General features: G+C 63.3%; 20 protein-coding genes. 9 read left to right on the top strand and 11 right to left on the bottom strand.

All coding sequences use genetic code 11. From position 1 onward, the window contains the following. Nucleotides 1-152 precede the first annotated feature (152 nt). Genes ASD83_RS11795 through ASD83_RS11805 form a run of 3 tightly spaced genes read left to right on the top strand, consistent with a single transcriptional unit; the run spans nucleotide 153 to nucleotide 2322 of the window. Nucleotides 153-863: a sugar transferase gene (locus ASD83_RS11795; RefSeq protein ID WP_244489155.1), complete on the top strand. Its 711-nt coding sequence runs from the start codon at nucleotides 153-155 to the stop codon at nucleotides 861-863. Nucleotides 864-921: 58 nt separating this feature from the next. Then, a complete protein-coding gene (locus ASD83_RS11800; protein ID WP_056311080.1) occupies nucleotides 922-1989 on the top strand; it encodes an AbrB family transcriptional regulator in 1068 nt (355 codons plus the stop codon). Between the two features lie 33 nt (nucleotides 1990-2022). After that, nucleotides 2023-2322, top strand: coding sequence for a hypothetical protein (locus ASD83_RS11805; RefSeq protein ID WP_056311082.1), 300 nt, complete (start codon nucleotides 2023-2025; stop codon nucleotides 2320-2322). A 13-nt stretch (nucleotides 2323-2335) separates the two neighbouring features. Here the strand turns inward: ASD83_RS11805 and ASD83_RS11810 are convergent, their stop codons facing one another. The 10 genes from ASD83_RS11810 to ASD83_RS11855 form a co-directional block, all read right to left on the bottom strand. Continuing rightward, nucleotides 2336-2803 (bottom strand): SRPBCC family protein, encoded by a 468-nt coding sequence (locus tag ASD83_RS11810; protein ID WP_200946503.1) that lies wholly within the window; start codon nucleotides 2801-2803, stop codon nucleotides 2336-2338. Beyond that, complete coding sequence (locus ASD83_RS11815; protein WP_056311083.1) at nucleotides 2800-3132, bottom strand: ArsR/SmtB family transcription factor; 333 nt, start codon at nucleotides 3130-3132, stop codon at nucleotides 2800-2802. The genes ASD83_RS11810 and ASD83_RS11815 overlap by 4 nt, the downstream gene beginning before the upstream one ends. 69 nt (nucleotides 3133-3201) lie before the next feature. Continuing rightward, complete coding sequence (locus ASD83_RS11820) at nucleotides 3202-4629, bottom strand: carboxylesterase family protein (protein WP_056311085.1); 1428 nt, start codon at nucleotides 4627-4629, stop codon at nucleotides 3202-3204. Beyond that, the gene (locus tag ASD83_RS11825; protein ID WP_056311087.1) at nucleotides 4626-5570 is read right to left on the bottom strand and encodes an ABC transporter ATP-binding protein; all 945 of its coding nucleotides are present in this window, start codon (nucleotides 5568-5570) and stop codon (nucleotides 4626-4628) included. Before ASD83_RS11825 ends, ASD83_RS11820 begins: the two co-directional genes overlap by 4 nt. After that, nucleotides 5567-6586, bottom strand: a complete 1020-nt coding sequence (locus ASD83_RS11830) for an ABC transporter ATP-binding protein (RefSeq protein ID WP_244489156.1) — start codon at nucleotides 6584-6586, stop codon at nucleotides 5567-5569. The genes ASD83_RS11825 and ASD83_RS11830 overlap by 4 nt, the downstream gene beginning before the upstream one ends. After that, nucleotides 6583-7527: an ABC transporter permease gene (locus ASD83_RS11835; protein ID WP_056311093.1), complete on the bottom strand. Its 945-nt coding sequence runs from the start codon at nucleotides 7525-7527 to the stop codon at nucleotides 6583-6585. The genes ASD83_RS11830 and ASD83_RS11835 overlap by 4 nt, the downstream gene beginning before the upstream one ends. A gap of 1 nt (nucleotide 7528) precedes the next feature. After that, nucleotides 7529-8431 (bottom strand): ABC transporter permease, encoded by a 903-nt coding sequence (locus ASD83_RS11840; RefSeq protein WP_056311095.1) that lies wholly within the window; start codon nucleotides 8429-8431, stop codon nucleotides 7529-7531. Nucleotides 8432-8433: 2 nt separating this feature from the next. Then, nucleotides 8434-10002 (bottom strand): ABC transporter substrate-binding protein, encoded by a 1569-nt coding sequence (locus ASD83_RS11845; protein WP_056311098.1) that lies wholly within the window; start codon nucleotides 10000-10002, stop codon nucleotides 8434-8436. A gap of 19 nt (nucleotides 10003-10021) precedes the next feature. Then, nucleotides 10022-10399, bottom strand: coding sequence for a hypothetical protein (locus tag ASD83_RS11850; RefSeq protein WP_320409106.1), 378 nt, complete (start codon nucleotides 10397-10399; stop codon nucleotides 10022-10024). Then, the gene (locus ASD83_RS11855) at nucleotides 10396-11760 is read right to left on the bottom strand and encodes an acyclic terpene utilization AtuA family protein (RefSeq protein ID WP_082561139.1); all 1365 of its coding nucleotides are present in this window, start codon (nucleotides 11758-11760) and stop codon (nucleotides 10396-10398) included. The genes ASD83_RS11850 and ASD83_RS11855 overlap by 4 nt, the downstream gene beginning before the upstream one ends. A 119-nt stretch (nucleotides 11761-11879) precedes the next feature. Here ASD83_RS11855 and ASD83_RS11860 point away from each other — a divergent pair, with 119 nt between their 5' ends. Beyond that, complete coding sequence (locus ASD83_RS11860; RefSeq protein WP_056311102.1) at nucleotides 11880-12554, top strand: GntR family transcriptional regulator; 675 nt, start codon at nucleotides 11880-11882, stop codon at nucleotides 12552-12554. Here ASD83_RS11860 and ASD83_RS11865 read toward each other — a convergent pair. Beyond that, complete coding sequence (locus ASD83_RS11865) at nucleotides 12551-13102, bottom strand: helix-turn-helix transcriptional regulator (protein ID WP_056311104.1); 552 nt, start codon at nucleotides 13100-13102, stop codon at nucleotides 12551-12553. The two genes, ASD83_RS11860 and ASD83_RS11865, sit on opposite strands and share 4 nt — an antisense overlap. 79 nt (nucleotides 13103-13181) lie before the next feature. On the opposite strand from ASD83_RS11865, the gene ASD83_RS11870 reads away from it, so the two are divergent. The 5 genes from ASD83_RS11870 (at nucleotide 13182) to ASD83_RS20975 (ending at nucleotide 17302) form a co-directional block, all read left to right on the top strand. Then, nucleotides 13182-13895 (top strand): CoA transferase subunit A, encoded by a 714-nt coding sequence (locus ASD83_RS11870; RefSeq protein WP_056312364.1) that lies wholly within the window; start codon nucleotides 13182-13184, stop codon nucleotides 13893-13895. Further along, the gene (locus ASD83_RS11875) at nucleotides 13895-14551 is read left to right on the top strand and encodes a 3-oxoacid CoA-transferase subunit B (RefSeq protein WP_056311106.1); all 657 of its coding nucleotides are present in this window, start codon (nucleotides 13895-13897) and stop codon (nucleotides 14549-14551) included. Before ASD83_RS11870 ends, ASD83_RS11875 begins: the two co-directional genes overlap by 1 nt. Further along, on the top strand, nucleotides 14548-15723 hold the full coding sequence (locus ASD83_RS11880; RefSeq protein ID WP_056311108.1) for an acetyl-CoA C-acetyltransferase: 1176 nt from the start codon (nucleotides 14548-14550) through the stop codon (nucleotides 15721-15723). The genes ASD83_RS11875 and ASD83_RS11880 overlap by 4 nt, the downstream gene beginning before the upstream one ends. Nucleotides 15724-15904: 181 nt before the next feature. Further along, complete coding sequence (locus ASD83_RS11885; protein ID WP_244489157.1) at nucleotides 15905-17053, top strand: calcium:proton antiporter; 1149 nt, start codon at nucleotides 15905-15907, stop codon at nucleotides 17051-17053. Between the two features lie 72 nt (nucleotides 17054-17125). Next, a complete protein-coding gene (locus ASD83_RS20975) occupies nucleotides 17126-17302 on the top strand; it encodes a hypothetical protein (RefSeq protein WP_156385933.1) in 177 nt (58 codons plus the stop codon). Nucleotides 17303-17310 lie beyond the last annotated feature (8 nt).

Here is a 17310-nt window from a genome sequence, read left to right on the forward strand (position 1 = left end):
CAAATCGTTAATCTCATCAAGAACACTGGGTAGCGTCAATGAAGCGCACGGCCCATGGAAGTGGACCCAAGATCAACCGTGCGGCAGCGGAGAATTTTTCCCGCTCGCCGGCCTTTCAGAACTTTCCTCGACCAGTCCATGTCCCGCGGACGTTGACCCGCAGTCAGAGCGGCCTTGCAGTACATTGGCACGAAGGCCGCGCCGTCGCCCCCGAGGCCACCCTGATCCGCGCCGTCTCATTGGTCCTCAAGCGATCCGTGGATATCGCCTTCTCCCTGGCCGGTCTCGTCTTCCTCTCGCCGCTCTTTTTGGTGATCGCTCTTTGCATCAGGTGGACCGACAAGGGTCCGGTCCTCTTCCGGCAAGAGCGCCTCGGCCGCGATGGAAAGGTCTTCGCGCTTCTCAAATTCCGCTCGATGTATGCCGATCGCTGCGACTCGGCCGGCATCGCCCAGGCGACCGCCAACGACAATCGTATCACCCGCATCGGCGCCTTCCTTCGCCGGGCCAGCCTTGATGAACTGCCCCAATTGCTCAATGTGCTTGCCGGCGAGATGTCCCTTGTCGGTCCGCGGCCGCATGTGCCGGGCATGCTTGCGGCCGGCATGGATTACGAAGAGCTGATGCCACACTACGCCTTTCGCCGGTCCATGCGGCCGGGACTGACCGGCTGGGCCCAGTGCCAGGGCCTCCGCGGCCCCACCAGCGACCAGATCAAGGCGCTGCGGCGTATCGGCCACGACTTTGCTTATGTGCAGAATTTCTCGCTCTGGCTCGACGCGAAAATCATCTGGAAGACCTTTGGGGAAGTCTGGCGGTCCGCGACGGACCGAAGTGATCGCGCTGGGCGCCGAGACGGGTGACAAAGCCCGGCGGACCCTGTAGGCGGATAAGGTCATTCCCGCCCGCCAACCTTCCGCTATGCCCCTCTCCCAGCCGAAGAATTTCCTCGTCCTATTGTTGACGCTGGCTATTTCCGCTCTTGGCGGTGGCCTCGCCACGCTGCTCGGGCTGCCGGCCGGCTGGCTGATGGGCGGCGCGCTCGCGGTCACCGTGGCAGCGATGGCGGGTGTGCCGGTCATGCTGCCCGATTGGCTGCGCACAGTGGTTTTCGTCTTGATCGGCATGTCCATGGGCGCCAGCGTTGCCCCGGATAGTCTGGCGCTGCTCGCAAGCTGGCCGATCAGCCTTGCCGCCCTCGCCATCGAACTGGTCATTATCGTCGCAACCACCGGCTGGATGCTGAACCGCCTCTTCGGCCTCGATCCCGGCACAGCCTATCTCAGTTCATTTCCCGGCCATCTCTCCTTCGTCATGGGCATAGCCGCCACCGGGGTCGGCAATGCCCGGCAGATCGTCATCATTCAGGTCATCCGCATCCTGATGCTCACCATAGCCGTGCCGATCGGCGCGACGTTCCTGCCGATCGATCATTTTGAAGTGGCGACGGCCAGCGCCTTTCTCTCGCCGCTGCAACTGGTGCTGCTCGCGCTTGCCTGCGTCATTGCGGGCTGGCTTTTCGACCGGCTACGGGTACCCGCCGGCATGGTGCTCGGCGCCATGGCCGCGGCGACCGCCGCCAAGCTCGGCGGGCTCTATTCCGAGGCCATGCCGACCCCGCTGGTGATCATCACCTTCATCCTGACCGGCGCCATGATCGGCGCCCGCTTCGTCGGCATCACCCGCCGCGAATTCATGGCCGCGGCCAAGGGCGGCCTCATCGCCACGGCCATGACCGTCGGCATCGTCACCCTGATGACGCTCGGCGTGGCGCAACTGGTCGATATGCCTTTCGGCCAGATCTGGCTCGGGCTATCGCCCGGCGCGCTCGAAGGCATGGGCGCGCTCGGCATTGCCCTTGGCTATGACACCGCCTTTATCGCCGCTCACCACGTCATCCGTCTGCTCATGCTCAGCTTTGCCATTCCCACCGTGGTCGTTATTATTCGCTGGCAGGAGCGCCGCGCGGCGCAGCAACGCCACAATTGACGTTCAGACAGTTCGTGATTTTGGAGATTTGAAATGATCCGCCACCTTGTTCCCGCACTCGGCTTTGTCGTTCTGCTGACCGGAGGCGCCATGGCCGCGCCCTTTTGCGATGGCGCGTTCGATAGCGGGCGCTTTTCGTTCGGCTTTTCGGTCGGCGGGAAGATGTCGGCGGAAGACCGGGATAATTTTGACATGATGCATCTGCGCCAGCAGGGCGTCGATGCCACCCGTGTCGAACGCTGGAACGGCTGCATCCGCGCCTTCGTGCGCAAGCCAGGCGGCGGTGAAGAAATGCAGTTCTTCGAGCCCGGCACTTACCGCCCGGTCTACTAAGGCGCGGCGCGCTTTAGCGCTCGACCAGCGCCGCCAGCTGCGCGGCGACCGTGCCCCAACCGTCAAAGAAGCCCATTTCCTCGTGCCGGGCGCGCGTCTCGGCATCCTTGTGCAGCACATGGGCCCGGTAGGACGTGCCCTGGTCGTGATCCTCGAGCGTGATAACGGCGGTCATGAACGGGCTCGCCGCCGGCCGCCAGCCGCCGCTCAGCGCATTGGTGAAAACGATCTTGCGCCCCTCTTCGGCCGCAAGATAGCAGGCATCCATATGCGGCCCGAAAGCGCCGCCGTCTTCGCTCATTTCCGTCAGCAGCGCGCCGCCCGGCCGCACATCCATTTTGACGACGCGGCAAAGGGCCGGCGCCGGAATCCACCATTGCGCAAACTGGTCCGGATTGGTCCAGGCCTGCCAGACGGCGCTGCGCGGCGCCTTGATAAGGCGCGTAATTTCGAGATCGGTCTCGGGACGAAAGGTCATCATTCCAGTTCCTTCTGTTTTTGGACCACAAACCGTTCGAGCCGGTCGGTCCGGCTTTCCCAGATGGCGCGCTGTTCTTCGAGCCACGATCCAACCACCGCCAGCCGCACCTCGTCGATCTCGCAATAGCGCACGCGCCCTTCTTTGCGCGTGTGGATCAACCCGGCTGCTTCGAGCATATGCACATGCTTCATGAACGAGGGCAGCGCCATGTCAAATGGCGCCGCCAAATCCCCCACGCTGGCCGCGCCGCGCCCCAACCGGCCAATAACGGCCCGCCGGGTTGGGTCGGCCAGTGCCTGAAAAACCATATCGAGCGAATACTGATCCATAAGGCTAAGTATCATGGGGAAAAACTTAGCGCAATGGCTAAGTTTTTCCGTGCTTCCTCGCGACGCGCTTCAGGCGAAGTCCCGCCATGTCGAAATGCCCGTCGGCCAGGGTAGCGCAGAACCATCCTTCGCAAAGCGAACGAGAGCGTTCGACATGTCTTCGGCGAGTTGGCGGGCTTTCGGATCACCCTCGGTCAGCGGCACTCTGTCGAGGCTGTTGAAGACGAATGGCTCGTCAAAGCCATGGGCGGCGCCCAGGCGGCCGTTTTCGAATTTGGGGACCCACGAAAATTCGTAGGAATATCCCTTGCCGCCGTGTTGCGTATGGGTGGCAACGGTCCGGAATGCCGGATCGCGGTAAATGGCGCGCGACAGAAAAATCTCCTCGTAGCGCGTAAAATTCAGCCCGGGAAACTCGGCTTCGAGTGCCTGCAATCGAGCCTCGGCGTCGCTGGGGTAAAACCGCGCGATGGACGCCAGGAGCGTTTGGCGCGAGCCAACCTCGGGCATCATGCCAAAGGCATACCACATTCGCGCCTCATCCCGGGCCCAGCCGACGACGATCTGATGATCCGCGAAGCGCCCCGAAGCCAGCCCATCGAGCGGATGGCGCTGCAGGCTCACCTCATCGAGCACGATACCGAAAGTGCGGCCGCCGGGAGCGTTACGCTCCCCGAGATGCACGGCCAGCACTTTGTCCTGGGCCGCAAGAATGGTTTCCACCGGCAACTGTTCCAACGCCGCCCGGTCGCCTGCCGCCACACCGACCCGCGCGAGAAAATCCGCGGCCAGTGCCGCCGCCGTATCGTGGGCAATGATCCGGCTCGCCGGCCCGCTCATCAGCCAGACGCGCCGATAAAGCTCGGCAACGCCATCAACGCCAAACAGCGCCGCAATGGTGAAAGAGCCCGATGACATGCCCACCAGCGTGACATTTTGGGGATCGCCGCCAAACGCGCCGATATTGCCCTGCACCCAGCGCAGCGCCGCGACGAAATCGAGCATGCCGCGATTGGTGGCGGCATAGTCCGGGCCGAAGGCCTCGCCGAGATGAAGAAACCCCAACGCACCGACGCGCATATTGGGTCGCACGAGCACGACATCGCCACGCTTGGCAAGGCCCGCCTCGTCATGAAACGTCCCGTGCGCCGCGCCGCCCTGAAAGCCACCACCAAAGGCGTGGACGATCACCGGGCGCCGCTTGCCATCGGCCGCGGGCGTAAAGACGTTGAGATTGAGACAATCTTCGCCGGTTTCAAACCCATCGCCCCGCGGCGCCCAGGCGGGCATGGGCCGCACATGCTGGGGCGGCGCAAAGCCATAGCGGCTGGCATCGACCATGCCCCGGCCTTCATGGGGCACCGGCGCCTTGAACCGCAATGGCCCGACCGGCGGCTCGGCATAGCGGATACCGACAAACCGATCGCCCCGCACATTGCGAACACCGCGATAGATCGCCTCGCGACTTGCGACCTCGATAGTCTCTATAGCGCTCATGCCGCCATGGCCTTGTCGAGCAAGTGACACGCCGCCCGCTGGCCATTGCCGATCTCACGCATCGCCGGCTTTTCGCTGGAACAGCGCTCAAAAGCATGCGGACACCTGGTTCGAAAAGCGCAACCGCTGGGCACGGCATGGGCGCTCGGGATTTCGCCGGAAAGCCGGGCTCTTTGCCCGCTTCCCTTGCCCGGAACGGAGGCGAGGAGCGCTTTCGTATAGGGATGGGAAGGCGCGTTATAGATACGGTCGCGCGGGCCCTGCTCGACGATTTCGCCCAGATACATCACCCCGATTTCGTCGCACATGAACTGCACGACGCGCAGGTCGTGCGAGATGAACAGCATGGTCGTGCCATGCCGGTCCTGCAGGTCGCGCATCAGGTTGAGCACCTGCGCCTGCACCGACACATCGAGCGCACTGACCGGCTCGTCGGCGACGATCAGGTCCGGGTTGGTCGAGAGCGCCCGCGCAATGGCGATGCGCTGCCGCTGCCCCCCTGAAAATTCATGCGGGTAACGATCGAGCGCCGCGCGCGGCAGGCTCACTTCCGCCAGCAGCCGCTCCGCCGTCTTGAGCTGCTCCGCCGCCGTACCGATCCCATGCACGAACTGCGGCTCGACCAGCGTATCCCTGACGCTCATGCGCGGATTGAGCGAACCGAACGGGTCCTGAAAGATCATCTGCATATGCCGCCGCTCGCGGCGCAGCTCCGAGGAGGACAATGTGGAAAGATCACGCCCGCGAAACGCGATCTTGCCCGCGCTCGGCTCGACGAGCCGCAAGACCAGCCTCGCGGTCGTCGATTTGCCTGACCCTGACTCGCCGACAAGGCCAAAAGTCTTGCCGCGCGGGATGGCAAAGCTCACATCGCGCACGGCTTTGACCGACTTGAAACTCTTCGACAGGCCCGAAACGGACAGCATGGTTTCAGTGGTCATGCGCCTGCCTCCAGCGGGTGCCAGCACCGGACATCGGTTTGGCTCAGGGTTTCAAGACGCGGGCGCGTCCGGCATTTCTCGTCGGCCCGCCCACAGCGCGGCGCGAAGCGGCACCCTTCGGGCCATTGCCCGACGGGGGGCACCGTCCCAAGGATCGGCGTCAATCGCGTGCGGCCATCGTCATGTGCCGGCACGGCGTCGATCAGGCCACGCGCATAGGGGTGCGATGGGTGGCGCGTAATATCGGCACTCTGCCCGCGCTCGACCACGTCGCCGGCATACATGACCACGGCGCGATCACAGAAATCGCCAACCACTTCGAGATCGTGGGTGATGAACAGCATGGCGAGATCCATCTCCCGGCGCATGTCTTCGAGCAGATCGAGCACCTGCGCCTGAATGGTCACATCGAGCGCCGTCGTCGGCTCATCGGCAATGATCAACGATGGTCCGCACGAAATCGCCAGCGCGATCATCACGCGTTGCCGCATGCCGCCAGAAAGCTCGTGCACATAGCCTCTCAGAATATCCCGGGCGCGGGGAATGCCGACTCGATCGAGCAGTTCGGCTGCCCGCTGCGTTGCCGCCGATTGGCTGAGGCCAAGATTGTGCTTGAGCGTATCGGTCATCTGCCGCCCGATGCTGAGCGTCGGGTGCAGCGCCGTCATCGGCTCCTGGAAGATAAAGCCCATATGCCGGCCACAAAGCTTCCTTCGGTCCTTGGGACCAAGCGCCGAAATCTCCTGCCCATTGAGCACGATGCGCCCGCCGATAACGGCATTTTCTGGCGCAATACCCATGATGGCGCTGGCGGTGATGGATTTGCCGCAGCCGCTCTCGCCCACCAGCGCCACCGCCTCACCCTCTCGGATGGAAAAGGAGACATCGGTGACGATAGGCAAAAGCCCGTCGGCATTGCGGAAAGAGAGGCTGAGGTTTTCGACCTCGAGAACCGTTCGGCGCGCGGCCAGCGGCACCACGATTTCAGCCGGCATTGGGGCACTATGCGCGGTCATTGATAACGTATCCGGGGATCGAGAAGGGCATAGACGAGGTCGATGAGGAGGTTGAGCACCGCCAGCACCAGCGAGATCGTAAGCACGCCGCCTTCCACCAGCGGGTAGTCGCGCCGGCCGACCGCCTCGACCAGCATGCGACCGAGACCGGGCAGAGCAAAGATGATCTCGATGGCGACGGCCCCGCCGAGCATATAGCCGGCCGACAGCCCCGCCACGGTGACCACCGGCATGGCGGCGGTGCGCATGGCATAGCGGCCAAGCACCGTCGTCTCCGGCAAGCCCTGGGCGCGGGCCGTCGTGATATAGGGTTCATTGAGCACATCGAGCATGGACGAGCGCATCATGCGCGTCATCAGGGCCGATTGGCGAACGCCCAGCGCCAGCGCCGGCAGGAAGATCGTGGCGCCAAAGGCGATGATCCCGGCATCAGGCGAGTTGTACCCGGCCACCGGAAACCACCGCAGCGTCACGGCGAAGACGAAGATCAGCAGCAGTGCGAACCAGAATTCGGGCAGCGAAATGCCGAGCACCGCCGTCGTCACCACGCCCCGATCGATCGGCTTGTTCCGGTTCATCGCCGAAACCAGCCCCAGCGTCACCCCGATCACCACGGCCAGCACCAGCGCGACTGAAGTCAGCAGAATGGTGACGGTGGCATAGCGCGGGATGATCTGCATCACCGGCTCGCGGAAGAAGATCGAATTGCCGAGGTCCAGCGTCACGATGCCCTTGAGCCAGAGCACGAACTGCATCCAGATCGGCTGATCCAGCCCCAATTGCGTGCGCAGCGCCGCAATCTGTTCGGGCGTCGCCTGATCGCCCAGCATCATACCGGCCGGATCGCCCGGCGAGAGGCGCAGCAGCAGGAAGACCAGGATCAGCGGCACGAAGATCGTGGGCAGGATCAAGAGGAAACGTTTGAAGAGATAGCGCAGCATATCAGCGCCTCCGAGCCAGGCGCGGATCGAGAACGTCGCGCAAGCTGTCGCCCAAAAGATTGAGCGCAAGAATGGTGAGCATCAGCGCGAGACCAGGAAAGAGCACGATCCACGGCGCCTGCGAAATATAGTTGCGCGCCTCGGTCAGCGCATTGCCCCAGCTCAGTTCCTTGGGGCCGATACCGACGCCGATGAAACTCAACCCCGCTTCGCCCAGAACGGCCGCCGAAAAAATGAACGACGCCTGCACCAGGATGGGCGAGGACACGGCCGGCAGAATATAGCGGGTGAAGAGCCGCAGCGTCGGCACGCCCACCGAGCGGGCCGCCTCGATCATCTGCAATTCGCGCACCACCAGCACCTGCCCGCGCACGATGCGCAGCGATGGCGCGATCAGGACGATGGAGAGCGAGGTGATCACCGTCGTCATCGACGGCCCCATGATCCCGGCCGCGGCCGTCGCCAGCACGATGCCGGGAAAAGCCATCAGCCCATCGACGAGGCGCATCAGCACCACATCGACCTGGCGATAAAAGCCGGAAATGGCGCCAAGCACCACAGCAATACCCATGGAAATGACGGTGACGATGAGACCCACCAGCAACGACGTGCGGCCGCCATGCAGCACCATCTTGAACATGTCGCGCCCAAGATTGTCCGTGCCGAAGAAATGCTCCAGCCCGGGCGGAATGAAACGGTCGGCAGGGGTGACCTTGAGCGGATTACCCGGCGCCAGAAGGGGCGCCAGGATCGCACTGAGGCTCAGGACCACCAGCGCCGCGATGGAAACCACCGCTGTCGGGTTAGCCATTAGCCGCTGCCAGACCGACTTGTTGGTGGTGACGAAGACTTCTTCGTCACCACCGGTCAGGCGGTCGGGAGATGTCGCCTGAGTGACGCTCATGCTCAGTTCGCCGCCGGGGGCGCGACGTTATAGAGATCGTAGCCGCGCGAGGGTACGCGGGCCGGGTTCCCCACGCCCTTGCGGATGCCATACATATTGGCTTCCGTGCCGTATTTGATCCAGGGGAACTGGTCATAGGCGAGGGTATGCACCTGCTCGAACAGCGCCTTACGCTCGGCGGGATCGATCGTGGTCGCCAGCTTGTCCATCAGCTCCATCTTTTCCGGATCGGTCCAGAACCCGGGATAGCTCGGATTGAGGAAGGCGATCGAGGTGGGGTCGACATAGGTCGGCAGGAAGCTTGAGAAAGCGTCCATCTGGGCGGCATCGGCGCGGGCCTGGATATAGTTGGCCATCGGCGACTCGACGATTTCGACGTTGATGCCATATTCCTCGAGCTGCTGGGATGCAGTGATCGCGGTCAAAAAATGCTTCTGATACTGCTCGGAAGCCACCAGCCAGCGGATCGGCTCGCCCTTATAGTTCGAAGCGGCCAGATATTCCTTCACCTTGTCGGGATTGGGCGTGCCAAAACCCTCGGGAACGCCTGCCGTCGTGTACCAGAACGAGTTGGGATCGGGGATCCAGCTCGGATCAAGCGTGTAGAATTCGGGATTGCCAACCGAAGCGAGCATCACCGAGTCCATTTCGAGCGCATAATAGATGGCGCGGCGAAGGTTCACATCGGCAGCAACGCCGTCCTTGGTGTTGAAGACCACGGCCAGCGACTGGTTGTTGGGCACCACCACCGCTTCGGTATTCGCATCGTTCTGCAGCGCATCGTAGAAGTCGGACGGCATCTCCATGGCAATGTCGATTTCGCCGGTGATCAGCGAGTCGCGGCGCACCGAGGCTTCCGGCATCAGGCGCAGATTGATCACATCGGCATAGGCGTGCTTGGCGCCGGAAAAGGCCGAGGAGGGTTCGCTGCGGCTCTGATAGTCAGCCCAACGCGTCAGGGTCGCGCCTTGATCGGGCTGATACGAGGTCAGCGTATAGGGCCCGGTGCAATCAAGGCCTTTGGTGGCTTCGGTCGGCGAAGCGCCTTCGAGGGACGCCGCCGACATGATCACGGCCTGCGCGCCGGACAAGAGCCCCGGCAGGATCGGCGAGGGATTGTTGAGTTCGAAAACCACCGTCTTGTCGTCGGCCGCTGCAATGCTGACAACCGCGTTCTTGAAGGCCGCGCCGATACCTGCCGATTCCTTGAAGCGTTCGAGCGAGGCAACAACGTCAGCCGAGGTCAGCGCCGCGCCCGAGTGGAATTTGAGCCCTTCGCGCAACGTGACCGTCAGCGTCTTGCCGTCTTCGCTATAGGCAAAGGCGTCGGCGAGAACCGGCTGCGGCGTCCAGGCTTCATCGGTGCCGAAAAGCGCCTCGCAAACCACCGAAGCCGTCATCCAGTTGACCCCGAACGTGGTGACCACCGGGTCGGGCGATGGCGCCATCTGCGAAATACCGACGCGCAAATTGCCGCCCTGGACAAGGTCCTGGGCCGTCGCTGGGCCGGCCATGACGGCGATGGATACGCCGGCCAGCAAGGCCCCGCGCAGTGTTGGTTTGAAGTTCATGATTTCCTCCCTGATTGCTTCATTTGGCAGATTGCAGAACCCGGCGGGACATGGCGTCCTCGCCCGGCTCGACCGACACCCGGATCTCCATTCCGAGCACGAGATAGCTGAGGCACTTGCCGTGCGTATCGACGGCAAGGCTCGAATTGACGCCGCCTTCCAGCGCATCCTCGATGACGAAATTCAGCGCTCCGAGACGCGGCAACTCATAGCGCCGCACTTCGGTAACCCCGCGATGGGCAAAGAGCGCCGCAACGCGCTCGGCCGTCACCTCTTCGAGCAGGACCGGCCAATGCTTTTGGTCATAGGCGATGATATTGACGTTGAGCCGATTGCCCTTGTCGCCGGACCGGCCATGGGCAATGGCGTGGAGCTGAACTGTGCCGAGAATGGTCACGATGCCTCCCCCGCAAAATGGAACACCGGCTGCACCAGTTGGCGCGGCACCAGATGCGAGAGCGTCCGCACCCGCGGCTTGACGCTCTGCCGGACGCCACCCCCGCCGGCCGGACCGCAGCAGTAAAGCGCATTCACCTCCTGCACCGCCCGCTCGACATCGCGTTGCGAGGAACCACCAAAGGCAAAGCGCACGCGATAGTCTCCGGCCGTCGTGCCACCGAACTCGGCCAGAAGGTCGCCGCTGTCCGAATCGAAGGCGCTGACAGTCCCAAAAATATCGGCCCGGTGCCGCACCGGCAGATCGCGGCGCCGAATGCGCTCGTCGATCGTCGTCACCGCCAGCTTTGCCCGGGCCAGCGCATTGGGCCCGGCATAGGAAATCTCGGCCTCGCCCAGCCAGTCGCCAAAATAGCTGACCGTCGCCTTGAGTTTTTCCGGCGCCGGATGCCCCTTGGCACCCGCAACCCGCACCCGATCCGGCCCCACCTGCGCCAGTTCGACCTCGGAAATATCGAGCGTCACATCCGGGGTCAAATAGGCCGCGGGATCATGAATTTCGTAGAGCAATTGCTCCTTGACCGTCCGCAGGTCGACAAGTCCGCCGGTTCCCGACGCCTTGGTGATGACAAAGCTGCCATCGCTTTCAACCTCGGCAATGGGAAAGCCGATATTGGCCGTATCAGGCACATCTTTTACGCCCGGATCGGCAAAGAACCCGCCGCTGACCTGCGACCCGCATTCGAGCAGATGTCCAACCAGCGTTCCCGCGGCAATCCGGTCGAGATCGTCCCAGCGCCAGCCGAAATGCGCCACCAGCGGCCCCAGCACCAGCGCCGGATCGGCTACGCGCCCCGTCACGACGACCTGGGCGCCCGCCGAGATCGCCTCGGCAATCGCCTCTGCGCCCATATAGGCGTTGATGGCAATCACATCGCCATCAAGATCGGGCAGGCGCCCGTCGCCATCCCACCGCTCGGTTTTGGACAGGTCCACGCGCCCGACGAGATCATCCCCGCCGACCACGGCAATGCGCAGCGCGCCCAACCCCAGCCGATGAGCCAATGCCTGGATCGCCGCCGCGGCCGCAGGCGGATTGGCCTGCCCAAAATTTCCGACGATCGTGATGCCGCTCTCGACACACTGGCTCAGCACCGGCTCCAGCAGATCTTCCAGCAGCGGCTCATAACCCCGGCTCGCATCCTGCCGCTTGGCAATCTGCCCCAAGGCCAGAGTGCGCTCCCCGAGCGTTTCAAAAATCACAGCGCCGCCCGCGCCGGCCGCAGCGATTGCCGCCACCACCGATTGCGGGGCGTCGATACGATCGCCCGAAAAACCTGCGCCACCGCCGATACGATACAAGAGGATCCTCCCTGATCGCCATTATCATTGATGTCATTATCGATAATGTCAACGATGATTGTCGGCCTGCGCAAATGTCGCTAGATTGAGCGCCATCGAGTAGCCGGAGTGCCCTCTTCATGCGCGTTGCCAAGCCCCTGTCAGATCAGTCGAAAAGCTGGGACGCCGTTTATCGTGACATGCAGCGCCAGATCGTCGCCGGCCAGCTGCGGCCGCGGGAACGTCTGGTCGAGGACGAGATCATTGCGCGCACCGGCGCCACCCGCCACGCCGTGCGCCGCGCCTTCGACGAATTGGAGCGCATGGGCCTCGTCATTCGCCAGCCCAACAAGGGCGTGCAGGTGCGCGATTATTCGATCGTCGAGGTCGAAGAGCTCTACGAAATCCGCGAATGCCTCGAAACCCGCGCCGCCGCCCGCTTCAATCGCCCGGCCAGTGCCGAACTCACCGCCCAACTGACCGACATCGCCACGCGCCACCGCGAAGCCTCGCGCGAGCAGCGCTTTGCCGAGGTCTTTTCGCTCAACAACAGCTTTCACGAAGTGCTCTACCGCGCCGCCGGCAATCAACAACTCGCCGACGCTATCCTCCACTACACGTTCGCGACGCACCCCATCCGCACGCGCGCCTTCCCGAGCGAAGAACTCCGCGAAATCGCCATCACCGAACATTTTGCCATGATCGAGGTCATCGGCCGCGGCGACGGCGCGGCTCTGGCCGACATCATCCGCTCACACATCCAGCGCCCCAAGGATTTTTACCTTAAGGCGACTTATATTCAGGGCGCGCTCTAAGACGGCAGCGACAGGAACCAGGCAACCAGTTCGGCCGAATTGGCGACGCCCACCGACCGCGCCAGCCGCAGCCGGTGCGCCTCGACCGTCCGCCGTGACAGGCCCACCTCTTCGGCAATCGCCGCATTGGTCTTGCCCTGCGCCACCAGCGTCAGAATCTGCCGCTGCCGCCCCGTCAGCTTGAGCGTCGAGTGCGTCACCGGGCGGTTCATCGGCTCGAAGCAATAAAGCGCCGCCGCAAACGGATCGCTCCGGTCGCGCGAGCGTCCATTGACCCGGCACCAGAAGCGCTTGCCGTCCGCCCCGGCCATGATCCGCTCGTCATAATAAACCGCCCCGCCCGGCAGATGGTGGCGCCACATGTCGCCCGTCCGCACGAAGTCGGCAACCGCGGGGTAAAGCCGCGAAAAACTCGCATCCAGCAGCTCCGCCCGTCCATAGCCGAACAACGCCGCGAACTCCTCGTTGCAGTCGCGAATGATGCGATGGGTGGCAAAAACCATGGGCACCGGAATGTCGGCCAGCGCAAAAGTCGGGGCTGCAGTCATGCAGTACAAATACGACTAACCGTTTTTCCCGCGCAAGACCTAGCGTTTGGCCAAGACCAAAAATGAGGAGGGGAACCGGATGCAAAAAGTCCGATCCACCGTCGCCGAGGCGCTCGAAAATACCCTGCGCGATGGCATGACCATCATGTCAGGCGGCTTCGGCCTTTGCGGCATTCCCGAAGCGCTGATTGAAGGCATCGAGCGCTCCGGCGCCAAGGGCCTGACCGTCATTTCCAACAATGCTGGCGTCGATGGCGTGGGCCTCGGGCGCCTCCTCGCCACCCGCCAGATCAGGAAAATGATCTCGTCCTATGTGGGCGAGAACAAGCTTTTTGCCGAGCAATATCTCTCCGGCGAACTTGAACTGGAATTCAACCCGCAGGGCACGCTCGCCGAGCGCATCCGTGCCGGCGGGGCCGGCATCCCCGCCTTTTTCACCAAGACCGGCGTCGGCACGCTGATCGCTGAAGGCAAGGAAATCCGCCGCTTCGGCGAGGACGATTTTGTCATGGAAACCGGCCTTGTCGCCGACGTGTCCGTCATCCATGCCTTCAAGGGCGATCACGAAGGCAATCTCGTCTATCGCATGACCGCCCGCAATTTTAACCCCATGATGGCCACTGCCGGCAAGATCACCATTGCCGAGGTCGAACACCTCGTCCCCACCGGCACCATCGACCCCGACCACATCCATACACCCGGCATTTTCGTCGACCGCCTCGTCCATGTGCCGAGCCCTACCAAACACATCGAGCAGCGCACCCTGCGCCAGCGCGAGGGGGAGACCGCCTGATGGCCTGGACCCGCGAACAGATGGCCGCCCGCGCCGCCAAGGAGCTACGCGACGGCTTTTACGTCAATCTCGGCATCGGCATTCCAACGCTTGTCGCCAATTTCATTCCCGCCGGCATGGATGTGCGCCTTCAAAGCGAAAACGGCATGCTCGGCATGGGCCCCTTCCCCTATGCCGGCGAGGAGGACGCCGACCTGATCAATGCGGGCAAGCAGACCATCACCACCCTGCCCGAAACCAGCTTCTTTTCCAGCGCCGACAGCTTTGGCATGATCCGCGGCGGCCATATCGATCTTTCCATTCTCGGCGCCATGCAGGTGGCCGAAAACGGCGATCTCGCCAATTGGATGATCCCGGGCAAAATGGTGAAGGGCATGGGCGGCGCCATGGATCTCGTCGCGGGCGTCAAACGCGTGGTCGTGGTCATGGAGCACGAAGCCAAGGGCCAGGCCAAATTGCTCAAGCAATGCACCCTGCCCCTCACCGGCCAGCGCGTCGCCGATCTTGTCATCACCGATCTCGGCGTTTTTGCCCTCGCCCGCCGCGGCGAGCCAGACATGCGGCTCGTGGAACTGGCCGATGGCGTCTCCGTCGACGAAATCACCGCCAAGACCGAGGCTCGTTTTACCATTGCCCTCGGAGATCAGGCCGCATGAGCGACATCGTCATCGTCAGCGCCGCCCGCACCCCCGTCGGCAGTTTCTTGGGCAGTTTTGCCACCACCCCCGCCCATGAACTCGGCGCCACAGCCATATCGGCGGCCCTCACGCGGGCTGGCGTCTCCCCCAATGAGGTGGAAGAAGTCATCCTCGGCCAGGTCCTTACTGCCGGGGCCGGTCAAAACCCGGCCCGTCAGGCCGCGATAAAAGCTGGCATTTCCCCATCGGCGACCGCCTTTCTCATCAATCAGGTCTGCGGCTCGGGCCTCCGCGCCGTCGCCCTCGGCGTGCAGCAGATCGCTTCGGGCGATGCAAAGATCATCGTCGCCGGCGGCCAGGAATCCATGTCCCTCTCGCCGCACTGCCAGAACCTGCGCAGCGGCACCAAAATGGGGCCGATCACCCTCGTCGATACCATGCTCAGCGAAGGCCTCACCGACGCCTTTGGCGGTTACCACATGGGAATCACCGCCGAAAACGTCGCCAAAAAATTCGGCATTTCACGCGCCGATCAGGATCGCTTGGCCCTCGCCAGCCAGCAAAAGGCGGCCGCGGCCCAGGCCGATGGACGCTTCGATATAGAAATCGTCCCGGTCACGGTCAAAACCCGCAAGGGCGATGTGGTCGTCACCCGCGACGAACACATTCGGGCCGAAGCCAGTGCCGAAGCCCTCGCAAAATTGCGTCCGGCCTTCGATTCCGCAGGCAGCGTCACCGCGGGCAATGCCTCCGGCCTCAACGACGGCGCCGCCGCGCTCGTCTTGATGAGCGCCACCGAAGCCAGCCGCCGTGGTCTCAGCCCCCTCGCCCGCATCGCCAGCTGGGCCACCGCCGGCGTCGATCCCAGCCTCATGGGCACCGGCCCCATCCCCGCCTCGCAAAAAGCCCTTGCCAAGGCCGGGTGGAGTGCGAACGAGCTCGACCTCATCGAAGCCAACGAGGCCTTTGCCGCCCAGGCCTGCGCTGTCAATATCGGCATGGGCTGGGACCCGGCCAGGGTCAATGTCAACGGCGGCGCCATCGCCATCGGCCATCCCATCGGCGCCTCCGGCGCCCGCATCCTCACCACCCTCCTCCACGCTATGCAGGCGCGCGGTGCCCGCAAGGGTCTGGCAACCCTCTGCATCGGCGGCGGTATGGGCGTCGCCATGTGCCTTGAAGCGTCATAAGGCAATCTTATAGCCCACTTGGCGCCTCTGCCGTGGCCCCTGCGGGGATGCTCTTCCAGACATGGACAACGAAAACCAGATGGTCTAAATGCTGCGTGAACGGTCACTTGACCGTCACCGGCAGGGACGGCCCTGACATTCGGTTCTATTGATCGGGGACGCCCCCGTGGAGATAGCAACCGTGTCCACAATCCGCCAACACATCCCCAACGGCACCATCGCCAAACTGCTCGTGGCGTGGGGTGTCGTCATCATCTTCCTCATCGGTGGCCCGACATGGCTGCACGAGCCGATCGCCCCGTGGGTCGCGGTCGTGTCCTTCCTCGTGATCTTCGCGACCATCCTGCTTGCCGCCTTCGGGGTCGTGCATGAAGCCGACTACCTCGCCCATCGACTGGGCGAACCCTACGGCACATTGATCCTGACGCTATCCATCGTCATGATCGAGGTCGTTCTTATCGCCGCCGTGCTCCTCGGGCCGGGCGAAAACCCGACCATCGGCCGCGATTCCATTTTCGCGGTGATGATGATCATTCTCAATCTTGTCATGGGCATCTGCCTGATCCTCGGCGGGCGCCGCTTCGGCGAGCAGGAATATAATTCGCAGGGCGCCACGGCCTATGTGTCGATGACGCTGCTTCTGGCCGGCATCGGCCTGATCCTTCCCAATACGCTGAGCACCGGCAATGGCACTTTCTGGCCAATGCAGGCGGCCGCCGTCGCCATCCTGACAACCGTGCTCTATGGCGTTTTCCTGCTGATGCAGACCCGCGGCTACAAGCGCTTCTTCATCCAGCCCGATATTGGGCACCTCGTCGTTCCGGTTCCCCCCTCCGTGTCGGGCATGCCCATTGAGCCTGCGCCCGCCCTCGACAAGCGCGCCATCACCATTCGCTCGGTCCTGCTGGTCGCGCTGATGCTGCCCATCGTTCTGCTCGCCCATGACCTGGCTCTGATCATCGATTTCGGCATAAAGGCAGCCGGCGCGCCAATTGCGCTTGGCGGCGTCCTGATCGCCATTATCGTCTTCACGCCGGAATCGATCACCGCCATCAAGGCCGCCCTCGACAATCAGTTGCAGCGCTCCATCAATCTCTGCCTCGGCGCCTTCGTCTCGACGGTTGGGCTCACCGTGCCCGCTGTGCTCTTTGTCGGCCTCATAACCGGCAAGACAGTGATCATGGGCGTGACGCCGACCGAAACCGTTCTGCTGTTGCTCACCATCGGCCTGACCACCCTCACCTTTCTCGGCCAGCGCGCCTCGGCCCTGCAGGGCACGCTGCACCTGACGCTCTTTGCCGTATTCGGCGTGCTGCTGTTCTCAACCTAGAGCCAAAGCCCGCCATCGGGACGACCTGATGGCATGGGGCGAAACGGGGACGACCCTTTTTCGAGGTGTCCCATGTCAAATCCGCTCAATGTGGTCGTGCTTATCGGCTGTCTCATTGGCTATCTCGCCGCCGATATTCTCACCGGCGCCGGTGCCGTCCAGGGCACCGGCGGCTCGATCATCACCAGCCTCCTGCCCTCCGCCTTCGGCCTTGCCGTGGGCCTCGTGGCATTGCGGCTGACCAAATAACCACTCCT

The sequence above is a fragment of the Devosia sp. Root685 genome, assembly GCF_001427875.1.
Taxonomy (GTDB): domain Bacteria; phylum Pseudomonadota; class Alphaproteobacteria; order Rhizobiales; family Devosiaceae; genus Devosia.